This window comes from Pseudoduganella rhizocola, from assembly GCF_045984285.3.
Lineage (GTDB): Bacteria > Pseudomonadota > Gammaproteobacteria > Burkholderiales > Burkholderiaceae_D > Rugamonas.
In genome coordinates this window covers 18,833-31,870 of sequence record NZ_JBJQIK030000008.1, presented here as the reverse complement: position 1 = coordinate 31,870, position 13,038 = coordinate 18,833, and the positions used below count along the sequence as shown (strand labels likewise).

Below are 13,038 nucleotides of genomic sequence, written 5' to 3'. Positions count from 1 at the left end.
TCCAACAAACGAAAACCGCATATTAATATCAAAATGAATTCGTTCCGTATCTAAGGGGACGGGCCTAGACTGGCTTTTCGATCTGCCATCGGTTCCAGTCATGAACGCCATTCTTTCCGAGGTCTCCGCACCGTTCGCCATTCGCCCCTTCGATGCGCCGCTTGGCGCAGAGGTGCTGGGGCTGGATTTGTCCCAGCCTGTCTGCAACCGCGCCTTCCTGCGCGTGCACGATGCCCACCTCAAGCACCATGTGCTGGTGTTCCGCGACCAGCACATCACCCCGCAGCAGCAGATCGATTTCAGCCGCCTGTTCGGCAAGCTGCAGATTCATGTGCTGCGCAACTTCCAGCTCGAAGGCCATCCGGAGGTACTCGTCATCTCGAATATCATCGAGGACGGAAAACCCACCGGCCTTGGCGATGCTGGCCATTTCTGGCATTCCGACCTTTCGTACAAGGAAACGCCCAGTCTCGGCTCCATGCTGCATGCGCAGGAACTTCCTGCCGAAGGCGGCGATACGCTATTCGCCAATATGCACCTGGCCTACGATACGCTGCCATCCGCGCTGCGCAGCGCCATCAGGGGGAAGTACGCGGAACACAGCTACCTCGCCCAGTACGCGGAGCTGCAGCGCCGCAGCCCATTCCGCCCGAACCTCACGCAGCAGCAGATCGACGAAGTGAAGCCTGTCACCCATCCCGTGGTGCGCACGCATCCGGAAACGGGCCGTCCCGCACTCTTCGTCAGCGAACACTTCACCACGAAGATCGTTGGTGTGCCGGCAGACGAAAGCCGCGCGCTGCTCGATGAGCTGTTTGCGCACAGCGTGCGCCCCGAACACATATACCGCCACCAGTGGCAGCCCGGCGACCTCGTGTTCTGGGATAACCGTTCGCTGATGCACCTGGCCGCCGGCTGTCCGCCGGACCAGCGCCGCAAGCTCTATCGCACCACCATCGAGGGCGATGTCCCTTTCTGATCAGGAGAACGCATGAAGTACAAGACCATCATCGCCGCGCTGGCGCTTGCGGCCGCGGGAGCGGCGCAGGCGGAAGGCAGCATCCGCATCGCCGAACAGTATGGCGTGACCTATCTGCTGCTGAACATCGCGCAGGAACAGAAGCTGATCGAAAAGCACGGCAGGCAGCAGGGCATCGATGTGAAAGTGGAATGGACCCAGCTATCCGGCGGCGCAGCGATCAATGACGCGCTGCTGTCCGGCGCCATCGATATCGCAGGCGCCGGTGTCGGCCCGCTGCTGACGATCTGGGACCGCACCAGGGACCGCCAGAATGTCCGCGGCGTGGCTTCGCTGGGCAGCTTTCCCTATTACCTGATCAGCAATAACCCCAAAGTGAAGTCCATCGCCGACTTCACGGAGAAAGACAAGATTGCGCTGCCCGCCGTGACTGTGTCCGTGCAGGCGCGCGTGCTGCAGATGGCGGTGGCAAAACAATGGGGCGACAAGGAATTCAATCGCCTCGACAAATACACGCAAACGCTGCCGCACCCGGACGCGGTGAAGGCCATCATCGCGGGCGGCACCGAAATCACGGGCCACTTTGCCACACCGCCTTTCCAGGAACAGGAGCTGGCGCAGAACCCGAATGCGCGCGTGGTCCTCAGTTCCTATGACGTGCAGGGCGGCCCTTCTTCCTCCACCGTGCTGTATGCGACGGAGAAGTACCGCAAGGAGAACCCCAAAACCTACCGCGCCTTCGTGAGTGCGCTGGCGGAAGCGGCGGACTATGCCTCGAAGAATCCGGAAGGCGCAGCCGATATCTACCTGCGTGTGAACAAGAGCAAGGTGGACCGCGCCCTGCTCGTGAAGATCTTCAGGAATCCCGATTCGCAGTTCAAGACCTACCCGCAGAATACCCTCGGCCTCGCCCAGTTCATGCACCGCGTGGGCGCAATCAAGAACAAGCCGGAAAGCTGGAAGGACTACTTCTTTGACGACCCGGTAGTGAACGGAGGAAGCTGACCATGGCCCAGCCCTTCCAGGTGGTGCGTCCGCCCGCCGCTGTCGAACCGCTGTTGCGCGCGCAGGACGTAACGCTGGAATACCGCAGCGGCGCCCGCACCGTGCGCGCCACGGACAGCGTGAGCTTCGACGTCTACCAGGGCGACCGCTTTGTCCTGCTCGGTCCATCCGGATGCGGCAAATCTTCCCTGCTGAAGGCCGCCGGTGGCTTCCTGGCGCCCACTGCCGGCAGCATTACCGTCAACGGCGCGCGTGTTGCCGAGCCGGGGCCGGACCGCGTGGCCGTGTTCCAGGAATTCGACCAGCTGCCGCCCTGGAAGACGGTGCGCCAGAATGTGATGTTCCCCCTGCTGGCATCGAAACGCCTGAAGCGCAAGGAAGCCGCCGAGCGCGCCGCGCACTGGATCGGCAAGGTCGGCCTGTCGCGCTTTGCCGACGCCTATCCGCACACGCTCTCCGGCGGCATGAAGCAGCGCGTGGCCATCGCCCGCGCACTCGCCATGCAGCCGGAAATCCTGCTGATGGATGAACCCTTCGCAGCGCTGGACGCACTCACCCGCCGCACCATGCAGGAGGAACTCGGCCTGCTGTGGGAAGAAACCCGCTTTACGCTGCTCTTCGTCACCCATTCGATCGAGGAGGCGCTGGTGCTGGGTAACCGCATCCTGCTGCTGTCGCCCCATCCGGGCCGTGTGCGTGCGGAGATCAACAGCCACCAGTTCGGCCTGCACAGCGGCGGCAGCGCGGAATTCCAGGCCGCCGCGCAGCGGATTCACGGGCTGCTGTTCGGCGGCGACGAGCGTGCCGCGCCGGAAGAGCAGGAAAGGATTGCCCTGTGAGCCTCACGCTGGAGCCCCCGATCCGCCAGGAATTCGAATACGCCGCGTCCACGCAGGCCGGCGCCGTCGCCCACCGTCCCTTGCCGCTGGCCGAGCGCCTGTGGCAGCACGGCGCCTTGCGCAAGTCGCTGCTGCTTGCAGTGCTGGCGCTGGTGTGGGAGCTCGCCGCCCGCTGGACCAATAACGACCTGATGCTGCCCGGCTTCCGGCAAACGGCGCGCGCCTTCATGGACGGCATCGCCAGTGGTGAGCTGATCGAAAAAGTCGGCCTGTCGCTCGCCGTGCTGGTGCAGGGCTATGCTGCAGGCATCGCTGCCGCCTTCGTGCTCACCACGCTGGCCGTCTCCACCCGCATTGGCCGCGACCTGCTGGAAACGCTGGTGGCCATGCTGAATCCCTTGCCAGCCATTGCACTGCTGCCGCTGGCCATGCTGTGGTTCGGTCTTGGCAAGGCCAGCCTGGTCTTCGTGATCGTGCATGCGGTCCTGTGGCCGCTGGCGCTGGGCGCCTACGCGGGATTCCAGTCGGTGCCCGAAACCCTGCGCATGGCAGGCCGCAACTACGGCTTGCGTGGGCTGCGCTTCGTATTGCAGATTCTGATTCCGGCGGCGCTGCCCTCCATCGTGGCCGGCCTGAAGATCGGCTGGGCCTTCGCCTGGCGCACCCTGATCGCCGCGGAGCTCGTGTTCGGTGCATCGTCCGGCAAGGGCGGCCTGGGCTGGTATATCTTCCAGAACCGGAATGAACTGTATACAGACAAGGTGTTCGCGGGCCTGGCCGCCGTCATCCTGGTTGGCCTGCTGGTGGACAATGTGGTCTTCAGCGTGCTGGAACGAACGACCGTGCGGCGCTGGGGCATGACAAAATAAAGTTGTTTCTGGTGCGATTCTTGCTTGCATATGGGGCATGACCTGTTTTTTTGCCCCAGACTATGCGTAAGCTGCGCATTGTTGTTGTCAATCCGACCATCCCCGCCGATGCCGAGGATGACGAATCCCTGCGCGCCCAGACCGAACGGGCGCGCATTCTGCGTATCGGCCTGCTGGAGGCGGGCTTCGATATCGTGGCTTCGCTGCCTTCCGATATGTATCTGCCTGAGCGCATCGCCCAGCTGCAGCCCGACATGATCATCGTGGATGCGGAATCGGATGCGCGCGACGTGCTGGAGCACATTGTGATCGCCACCCGCGACGAACGCCGCCCCATCGTCATGTTCACCGAGAGCGACGATACCGAAAGCATGGAAGCTGCCGTGGCGGCGGGCGTTTCCGCCTATATCGTGGCGGGCCTGAAGAGCGAGCGCATCAAGCCCGTGCTGAATGTGGCCCTGGCCCGCTTCCGGCGCGAGCAGAAGCTGCTGGACGAGCTGTCCGACACCAAGAGCAAGCTGGCGGAGCGCAAGGTCATCGAGCGCGCCAAGGGCCTGCTGATGCAGCGCCAGGGCGTCAGCGAGGAACAGGCTTTCCAGAAACTGCGCGGCATGGCAATGAGCAAAAACCTCAAGCTATCCGAAGTGGCGCAGCGCATTCTCGACGTGGAAGACCTGCTGGGCTGATCCGGTTCCAAAATGATGCAGCGCACAAGCAGAGTGCGTTTTGTGCGCCACCGCGTTGCGCTGTCAGTTGTTCCGCTCTCCCTTTTCCCTGTGAAACCGCGATTGGCACGGTGATTGCTAACAGGTACTGATGCATCGTGCCAACGGCGGTAGGGTGCACAGACAACGACGTCTACCAAACGCGGAATATTCCGTGGAGGTAGGCTTTTTTTTTGCCGGTCAAACGGGGAATGCCATGGAAAGCAAAGAGCACGTCGATACCACGCGCAGGAAGATTCTGCATGGCGCTGGACTTGTAGCGGGAGGAAGCATGCTGGGATTGTCGACGCAGGGTGTATGGGCAGCAGGATCGGATAAACCGGAGAGGGAAGAAATCAAGATCGGCTTCATTCCGCTGACCGACTGCGCGTCGGTGGTGATGGCGTCGGTGCTGGGCCTGGACAAGAAGTACGGCGTGAAGTTCGTGCTGAGCAAGGAGGCCTCCTGGGCCGGCGTGCGCGACAAGCTGTCGAATGGCGACCTGGATGCAGCCCATGTGCTGTATGGCCTGCTGTATGGCGTGCAGATGGGCGTGGGCGGCCAGAAGAAGGACATGGCGGTGCTCATGAGCCTCAATAACAACGGCCAGGCCATCACGCTGTCGAAGAAGCTGGCGGACAAGGGCGCGGTCGATGGCGCATCGCTGGCAAAGCTGATGCAGACCGACAAGCGCGAATACACCTTCGCACAGACCTTCCCGACCGGCACCCACGCCATGTGGCTGTACTACTGGCTGGCGGCCAACGGCATCAATCCGCTCAAGGACGCAAAGGTCATCACCGTGCCGCCGCCGCAGATGGTGGCGAATATGCGGGTGGGGAATATGGACGGCTTCTGCGTGGGCGAGCCGTGGGGCCACCGCGCCATCATGGACGGTGTGGGCATCACCGCCACCACCACTCAGGATATCTGGCGCGACCATCCGGAGAAGGTGCTGGGCTGCACGAAGGATTTCGCAACGAAGTATCCCAACACCTGCCGCGCCATGATGGCCGCCATCCTGGAGGCAGGCAAATGGATCGATTCCTCGCTGATCAACAAGAACAAGATGGCCGAGGTCATTGCCGACAAGTCCTACGTCAACACCAGCAAGGACGCGATCGACCAGCGCATCATGGGCCGCTACCAGAACGGCCTGGGTAAAACCTGGGACGACCCGAACTACATGAAGTTCTATAACGACGGCGCGGTCAACTTCCCTTATCTGTCCGACGGCATGTGGTTCATGACGCAGCACCGCCGCTGGGGCCTGCTGAAGGAAGATCCGGACTATCTGGCCGTGGCGCAGTCCGTGAACCAGATCGCGCTGTACAAGGAAGCCGCAACGATGAGCAAGACACCGGTGCCGAAAAGCCCGATGCGTACATCGAAGCTCATGGACGGTTCGGTTTGGGACGGCAAGAACCCGAAAGCCTTTGCCGCCTCGTTCAAGATCAAGGCCTGATGCGGGCCGATGAAAGGAGCCGTCATGACTGCAATGTTGAAACCTGAAAGCCTGGAACCGCCGTTGGCAGCGGCGCCTGTGCCACCGGCCGCACGCAAGTCCACGCCGCTCGTGCCCCGCATGCGCCGGCCCGCCTCCGCAGCCTTCATGCTGGTAGTGCCGCCGCTGCTCGGCATTGCACTGGTGGTGCTGGTATGGCATCTCATCTCGGTGGGGAACGGCACCTTCCCCTCGCCGATGGTGACGTTTGAAGAGGCGGTGAAAATGTTCTCCGACCCCTTCTACCGCAATAGCCCGAACGACCAGGGCATAGGCTGGAACGTGCTGGCATCGCTGCAGCGCGTGGGGATCGGCTTCGGCATGGCGGCGCTGGTCGGCATCCCGCTGGGCTTCCTGATCGGCCGCGTGCAGTTCTTCGGTGCGATGTTCGGTCCGATCATCAGCCTGCTCAAGCCCGTGTCGCCGCTGGCCTGGCTGCCCATCGGGCTGCTCGTATTCAAGTCCGCCAACCCGGCCGCCATCTGGTCCATCTTCATCTGCTCGATCTGGCCGATGATCATCAATACGGCCGTCGGCGTGCAGCGCGTGCCGCAGGACTATATGAACGTGGCCCGTGTGCTGAACCTCTCCGAGTGGAAGGTGATGACCAAGATCCTGCTGCCGTCCGCGCTGCCTTACATCCTCACCGGCGTGCGTCTCTCGATCGGCACCGCATGGCTGGTGATCGTGGCGGCGGAAATGCTGACCGGCGGCGTGGGCATCGGCTTCTGGCTGTGGGACGAGTGGAATAACCTGAACGTGCCGCACATCCTGATCGCGATTGTCGCCATCGGCGTGGTCGGCCTGCTGCTGGAACAGCTGCTCATGGCGCTGGCCCGCGCATTCAGCTATGAACAAGTGCAGAACTGAGGGAGAGCATCATGAGCGCAAAGTTTATCGATATCGCAGGCGTGGAAATGGTCTTCCACACGAAGAAGGGCGTGTTCCACGCGCTGCACGGCATCGACCTCAAGGTGGGCAAGGGTGAATTCGTCACGCTGATCGGGCATTCCGGCTGCGGCAAGTCCACGCTGCTGAACCTCATCGCCGGTTTGCTCAAGCCCACCGAAGGTACGCTGCTGTGCGCCAACCGCGAAATCGCCGGGCCATCGCCGGAACGCTCGGTGGTGTTCCAGAACCACTCGCTGCTGCCGTGGCTGACTTGCGCCGAGAACATCCACCTCGGCGTGGAGCGCGTCTTCGGCCGCACCGAAACCCGCGTCCAGCTGCGCGAGCGCACGATGAATGCGCTGGCGCTGGTCGGCCTCACCGCTGCCGAGGGCAAGCGCCCGCACGAAATATCGGGAGGCATGAAGCAGCGTGTCGGCATTGCGCGCGCGCTGGCGATGGAGCCGAAAGTGCTGCTGATGGACGAACCCTTCGGCGCGCTGGATGCGTTGACGCGCGCCCACCTGCAGGACGAGCTCCTGAAAATCGTCGCTGCCACGCAGTCCACGGTGGTGATGGTGACGCACGACGTGGACGAAGCGGTGCTGCTGTCCGACCGCATCGTGATGCTGACCAACGGCCCCGCCGCCACCATCGGCGAAATCGTGGACGTGCAGCTGGAGCGCCCGCGCGACCGCGTGGCCCTGGCGCAGGATGCGCGCTACATCGCCTACCGCAGCGCGGTGCTCGAATTCCTGTACCGCAAACAAGCCCACCCCGCAAAGGAAGCAGCGTAGATGGTGAACCATACCGGCAAGCCGATAGCAGGCGAGACCTTCAGCGCCCTGATCAACCTTTCAGGCCGTCGCCGTTTCACGTCGCAAAGGCTGGTGCTGTATGCGGTGCTGGCTTCGCGGGGCCAGGGCGATGCCATCGCCACCGCGCGTGAAGCGCTCGCCCTGTTCCGCAACGCGCACGCCGCGCTGCTGAGCGATGCGGACGGCCTGCCCGGCGTGTTCTGCGCCGAGCTGCAGGAAGCCTATTTCGGCAAGCTGCAGGGCGACCGCCAGATCGTGCATTTCATCGAGCTGGCGGAACGCACGCTGGATGCCATCGAGCAGGGCAGGGCGGCGGCGGAATCGGAACTGGCCGAGCTGGTAAGCGTCACCACGCCGACGCTGGCCATCCTGCACCAGATCACCGGCATCTACGAGGAGCAGGCCAAGCTGCACGCAACGCTGATGAAGAAGCAGCTGCGCGGCGTCATCACCGATATCGAGGCGATTGCCAAGCAGGCGCGCATGGTGGCCTTCAATGCGCGCATCGTGGCCGCCCGTGCAGGCTATGCGGGACGCGAGTTCGCCGTGGTGGCCGGCGTGCTGTCGAACATCACCACAGAAATCGACGACATGGTGAGCGCCGCCCTCAGCTCATCGGTTTGAGCGCTCACGCGGCCAGGCGGCCGAACACTTCGCGTACCGCGAGGCCGCCGCCCGTGACGAGAATAGCGAAATAGGCGATGGTGGCGGCGTTGCCGATATAGCCCAGCAGCACACAGACCCCGTCGCGCTGCAGTAGCCCGATTGCCAGGAACAGCAGCGCGATGGCGGGGAAGGTATTACTGAACGGGATCATCCCGAAGGGCATCATCAGCAGCACCGCACCCAGGACCAGGGACGCGTTGTTCATGCGCTCCACCACCCCGTCCGCCACCAGCCAGCGGATGCGGTTCGGCCGGCTCACCCGCTCGATCTTCTGCAGCCAGGGCAGCGCCTTGCGTAAAACAGGGCGCAATTTGCCGGTACGGATCGTCCTGTGCTTGATGCGGGAGGGGATCCATAGCTCGCGCCCCAGCACACGGCTAACCCCGATGAGCAGGATGGCAGCGCCGAACACTGTGCTCACGCCGGGTATCGACACCGGGATTAGGAAAACAAGTGTGAGCAATGCAGTCAGCAGCAGCAGGCCGTCGCTGCCCACACGGTGTATCAGCTCCCCAAGCGTGATGCCGGTGGGCGGCAAGGAGCGCACCAGGCTGCGGATTGTCTGGGATATGGGTTGGCCATGCATGAGCGTCGTCTCGGGTGGTTCGATCACGCGCCAGTATAAGTGGGCCGGACCGCCGCACGATTTAGGCGGAACTTAAGAATTTCCGCACCATTCTCGTGCGGTGCCGCACCGCGGTATGGCATCCCGGGCCTGCGCCACCGGCTCGCTCCCTCTGTGACAGGGCTGGCATGGCTCTTGCAACGCATAGGACGAGGGTCAACGGCGATCTTCCCCAACATTTGATGCCGGTCCAACGACGGACGGGCAAACAGGACAAAGGCGTCCGCGCAATCTGGCCAGCACTGGTCAGTCATGTGCGGACGCCTTTTTGCTTTTTACGGGATACGGATATGGCCAGCAAAGCAGACAGCATCAAGCTCTTTTCCTTCAACACGCCGCAGATGCGTGCCTTCCATATGGCATGGCTCGCATTCTTCGCCTGTTTCTTCGCATGGTTCGCCTGTGCGCCCCTGATGCCGGTCATCAAAGGTGAATTCGGCCTCACCGTCGGCCAGATCGCCAACATCAACATCGCCGCCGTTGCAATCACGATCGCCGTGCGCATGGTCATTGGTCCGCTGTGCGACCGCATCGGCCCGCGCAGGGCGCATACCGGCCTGCTGCTGCTGGGCGCCATCCCCGTGTTCGGCGTGGCCGCCTCGCAGAGCTACGAAAGCTTCCTGTTCTTCCGCCTGCTGATCGGCGCCATCGGCGCCAGCTTCGTGGTCACGCAGTACCACACCTCCGTGATGTTCGGGCCGCGCGTGGTGGGTACTGCCAATGCGGCCGCCGCAGGCTGGGGCAATGCAGGTGGCGGCGCCACCCAGGCCATCATGCCGCTGCTGTTGTCCGCGCTGCTCATGCTGGGCGTGAGCGAAACCATGGGCTGGCGCGTGGCGCTGGTGGTGCCGGGCGTGCTGATGATCGTCATCGGCCTGTTGTACTACCGCTTCACGCAGGATTGCCCGCAAGGCAACTACGCCGAGCTGCGTGCTGCCGGCGTGGCGATCGAAGGCGGCAAGAAGGGCGGTTGGGACAGTTTCAAGCTCGCTGCATCGAACTATCGCGTTTGGTTGCTCTTCATCACCTACGGCGCCTGCTTCGGTATTGAGCTCTTCATCCACAATGTGGCCGCCGTCTACTACGTCGACAAATTCCAGCTGTCGCTGGCGCAGGCCGGCATGGCGGCAGGCAGCTTCGGCCTGCTGGCACTGTTCGCCCGCGCCCTGGGCGGCTGGATCTCGGACAAGGCGGCCCGCCGCGGCACCCTGAACAGCCGCGTCAACCTGCTGTTCGTGCTGATGCTGGGCGAAGGCGCCGGCCTGATCCTGTTCTCGCATGCAGACCAGGTGGTGTTCGCCGTCATCGCCATGCTGGCATTCGGCCTGTGCACCCACATGGCCTGCGGTGCGACCTACGCACTAGTGCCCTTCATCGACAAGCGCGCGCTGGGCGGTGTCACCGGCATCATCGGCGCGGGCGGCAATGTGGGCGCTGTCGCTGCGGGCTTCCTGATGAAAGGCATGGGCAGTATCGAACAGACCCTGTCCATCCTCGGTTTCTTCGTCGCCGCATCCGCCCTGTGCGCGATCGCGGTGCGCTTCAGCGCTTCCGCGGCAGCGGAACACGCGCTGCCGCCTGCAGCAACGGTATGAAAGGAGTATTGCGATGAAAGTTCTGGTGATCGGCCACGGCATGGTGGGCCACAAATTCCTGGAAGCGCTGTCCGACAGCGGCGCGGAGGATCTGCAGGTGACGGTGCTGTGCGAGGAACCGCGTGCCGCCTACGACCGCGTGCATCTCTCCGAGTTCTTCGCCGGAAAAAGCGCAGACCAGCTCTCGCTGGTGAAGGAGGGCTTCTTCGAGCAGAGCGGTTACGCACTCAAGCTGAATGCGCGCGCCACCGCCATCGACCTCGCCGCGCGTGAAGTCACCGTGAGCACCGGCGAAGTACTGGCTTACGACAAGCTCGTGCTGGCCACCGGCTCTTTCCCCTTCGTTCCGCAGCTGGAAGGAAAGGACCGCAAGGACTGCTTCGTCTACCGCACCATCGAAGACCTGGAAGCCATGCTGGAATGCGGCTCGCGTTCACGCAGCGGCGTGGTGGTGGGGGGCGGCCTGCTGGGACTTGAATGCGCGAAGGCCTTGCGCGACATGAACCTGGACACCCACGTGGTGGAATTCTCGCCGCGCCTGATGGCGGTGCAGGTGGATGATGGCGGCGGCCGCGTGCTGCGCAACAAGATCGAAAACCTCGGCGTAACAGTTCACACCGGGAAGAACACCATTGCCATCGTAGATGGCGAAGGCGGCACGCACCGCATGCAGTTTGCCGACGGCACCCATCTCGATACCGACATGATCGTGTTCTCCGCCGGTATCCGCCCGCGCGACCAGCTGGCGCGCGACAGCGGCCTGGCCATCGGCCCGCGCGGCGGCATCGCCATCGACAACCAGTGCCTGACTTCGGACCCGGACGTCTACGCCATCGGCGAATGTGCACTGTGGAACGGCCAGATCTTCGGCCTGGTGGCGCCAGGCTACGATATGGCGCGCGTGGCTGCGAAGCACATGCTGGGCCAGGAAGCGGAATTCACCGGCGCCGACATGAGCACCAAGCTGAAACTGATGGGCGTGGACGTGGCCAGCATCGGCGATCCCCATGCGAAGGCCGAAGGCAGCCGCAGCTACCAGTTCATGGACGAACGCAAGCAGATCTACAAGAAGATCGTGGTGTCCGACTGCGGCAAGTACCTGCTGGGCGGCGTGATGATCGGCGACGCCTCGGAATACGGCACCCTGCTGCAGATGATGCTGAACCGGATCGAGCTGCCGGAAGCGCCTGAGTTCCTGATCCTGCCGCAGTCCGAAGGCGGCGCCAAACCGGGTATCGGTGTGGAGGCATTGCCGGCGGGCGCGCAGATCTGCTCCTGCAACGACGTGAGCAAGGGCGCCATCTGCGAAGCAGTGGGCGGCGGCGCCACCAGCATCGGCGCGCTGAAGAAGTGCACCGGCGCCGGCACCAGCTGCGGCGGCTGCGTGCCGCTGGTGACGCAGATCATGAAGGCCGAGATGAAGAAGCTCGGCATGGACGTGAACAACCACGTATGCGAACACTTCGCGCATTCGCGCCAGGAGCTGTTCCACCTGGTCCGCGTGGGCCAGATCAAGACTTTCGATGCGCTGATCGCCCAGCACGGCAAGGGCCTGGGCTGCGATGTGTGCAAGCCGCTGGCTGCCAGCATCTTCGCCACGTGCTGGAACGATTTCGTGCTGAAGAAGGAGCACGCCAGCCTGCAGGATACGAACGACTACTACCTCGGCAATATCCAGAAGGATGGCACCTATTCGGTGGTGCCGCGCATGCCGGGCGGCGAAGTGACGCCGGAAGGCCTGATCGCCGTCGGCACGGTGGCCAAAAAATATGGCCTGTACACCAAGATTACGGGCGGCCAGCGTGTGGACCTGTTCGGCGCGCGTGTGGAACAGCTGCCGGACATCTGGGAAGAACTGATCGCGGCCGGCTTCGAAACCGGCCACGCCTACGGCAAATCGCTGCGCACCGTGAAGTCCTGCGTGGGCTCCACCTGGTGCCGCTACGGCGTGGACGACAGCGTGGGCCTCGCCATCGAGCTGGAGAACCGCTACAAGGGCCTGCGCACGCCGCACAAGATCAAGTTCGGCGTTTCCGGCTGCACCCGCGAGTGCGCGGAAGCGCAGGGCAAGGATGTCGGCATCATCGCCACCGAGAAGGGCTGGAACCTTTATGTGTGCGGCAACGGCGGCATGAAGCCGCGCCATGCCGAACTGCTGGCCTCCGATCTCGACAAGGCCACGCTGGTGCGCTACATCGACCGCTTCCTCATGTTCTACAGCCGCACGGCGGACCGCCTGCAGCGCACCAGCACCTGGCGCGAGAACCTGGAGGGCGGCCTGGATTACCTGAAGCAGGTCGTCATTTATGACAAGCTGGGCGTGGCCGCAGAACTTGAAGCCGACATGCAGCACGTGGTCGATACCTATGCCTGCGAGTGGAAAGAAGCAGTCAACAATCCTGAAACCCGCAAGCGCTTCCGCCATTTCGTCAACAGCGAGGCGAAAGACAACAACGTGGTGTTCATGGAAGAGCGTGGCCAGATCCGTCCGGCCACGGTGGAAGAACGCAAGCGTATTCCCATCAAGGTAGCCTGAGGAGGCAGCG

The 13,038-nt window shown here is 63.2% G+C and carries 12 protein-coding genes; 11 read left to right on the top strand and 1 reads right to left on the bottom strand.

From position 1 onward, the window contains the following. Positions 1-100: 100 nt before the first annotated feature. The 9 genes from ACJRPG_RS17505 (at position 101) to ACJRPG_RS17465 (ending at position 8,230) form a co-directional block, all read left to right on the top strand. Entirely contained in the window at positions 101-979 is an 879-nt protein-coding gene (locus ACJRPG_RS17505) for a TauD/TfdA dioxygenase family protein (RefSeq protein WP_408001382.1), read from the top strand. Positions 980-991: 12 nt separating this feature from the next. Next, positions 992-1,984, top strand: coding sequence for an ABC transporter substrate-binding protein (locus ACJRPG_RS17500; protein WP_408001381.1), 993 nt, complete (start codon positions 992-994; stop codon positions 1,982-1,984). 2 nt (positions 1,985-1,986) lie between these two features. Then, positions 1,987-2,823 (top strand): ABC transporter ATP-binding protein, encoded by an 837-nt coding sequence (locus ACJRPG_RS17495; protein WP_408001380.1) that lies wholly within the window; start codon positions 1,987-1,989, stop codon positions 2,821-2,823. Then, a complete protein-coding gene (locus ACJRPG_RS17490; protein WP_408001379.1) occupies positions 2,820-3,692 on the top strand; it encodes an ABC transporter permease in 873 nt (290 codons plus the stop codon). The genes ACJRPG_RS17495 and ACJRPG_RS17490 overlap by 4 nt, the downstream gene beginning before the upstream one ends. Before the next feature lie 62 nt (positions 3,693-3,754). Then, positions 3,755-4,378 (top strand): ANTAR domain-containing response regulator, encoded by a 624-nt coding sequence (locus ACJRPG_RS17485; protein WP_408001378.1) that lies wholly within the window; start codon positions 3,755-3,757, stop codon positions 4,376-4,378. A gap of 310 nt (positions 4,379-4,688) precedes the next feature. Then, positions 4,689-5,861 carry a CmpA/NrtA family ABC transporter substrate-binding protein gene (locus ACJRPG_RS17480; RefSeq protein ID WP_408001377.1) on the top strand — a complete coding sequence of 391 codons (1,173 nt, stop codon included), beginning with the start codon at positions 4,689-4,691 and terminating at the stop codon, positions 5,859-5,861. Between the two features lie 24 nt (positions 5,862-5,885). Beyond that, the gene (gene ntrB, locus ACJRPG_RS17475) at positions 5,886-6,770 is read left to right on the top strand and encodes a nitrate ABC transporter permease (protein ID WP_408001376.1); all 885 of its coding nucleotides are present in this window, start codon (positions 5,886-5,888) and stop codon (positions 6,768-6,770) included. A gap of 11 nt (positions 6,771-6,781) precedes the next feature. Continuing rightward, positions 6,782-7,585, top strand: a complete 804-nt coding sequence (locus ACJRPG_RS17470; protein WP_408001375.1) for an ABC transporter ATP-binding protein — start codon at positions 6,782-6,784, stop codon at positions 7,583-7,585. Further along, positions 7,586-8,230: a methyl-accepting chemotaxis protein gene (locus ACJRPG_RS17465; protein ID WP_408001374.1), complete on the top strand. Its 645-nt coding sequence runs from the start codon at positions 7,586-7,588 to the stop codon at positions 8,228-8,230. It begins immediately after the preceding gene. A 4-nt stretch (positions 8,231-8,234) separates the two neighbouring features. On the opposite strand, the gene ACJRPG_RS17460 is transcribed toward ACJRPG_RS17465, so the two are convergent. Next, the gene (locus ACJRPG_RS17460) at positions 8,235-8,885 is read right to left on the bottom strand and encodes an exopolysaccharide biosynthesis protein (protein ID WP_408001373.1); all 651 of its coding nucleotides are present in this window, start codon (positions 8,883-8,885) and stop codon (positions 8,235-8,237) included. 302 nt (positions 8,886-9,187) lie between these two features. Here ACJRPG_RS17460 and ACJRPG_RS17455 point away from each other — a divergent pair, with 302 nt between their 5' ends. Together ACJRPG_RS17455 and nirB are read left to right on the top strand one after the other, a co-directional pair. Further along, positions 9,188-10,492, top strand: a complete 1,305-nt coding sequence (locus ACJRPG_RS17455) for an MFS transporter (RefSeq protein WP_408001372.1) — start codon at positions 9,188-9,190, stop codon at positions 10,490-10,492. Between the two features lie 13 nt (positions 10,493-10,505). Beyond that, complete coding sequence (nirB, locus tag ACJRPG_RS17450) at positions 10,506-13,028, top strand: nitrite reductase large subunit NirB (RefSeq protein WP_408001371.1); 2,523 nt, start codon at positions 10,506-10,508, stop codon at positions 13,026-13,028. Positions 13,029-13,038 lie beyond the last annotated feature (10 nt).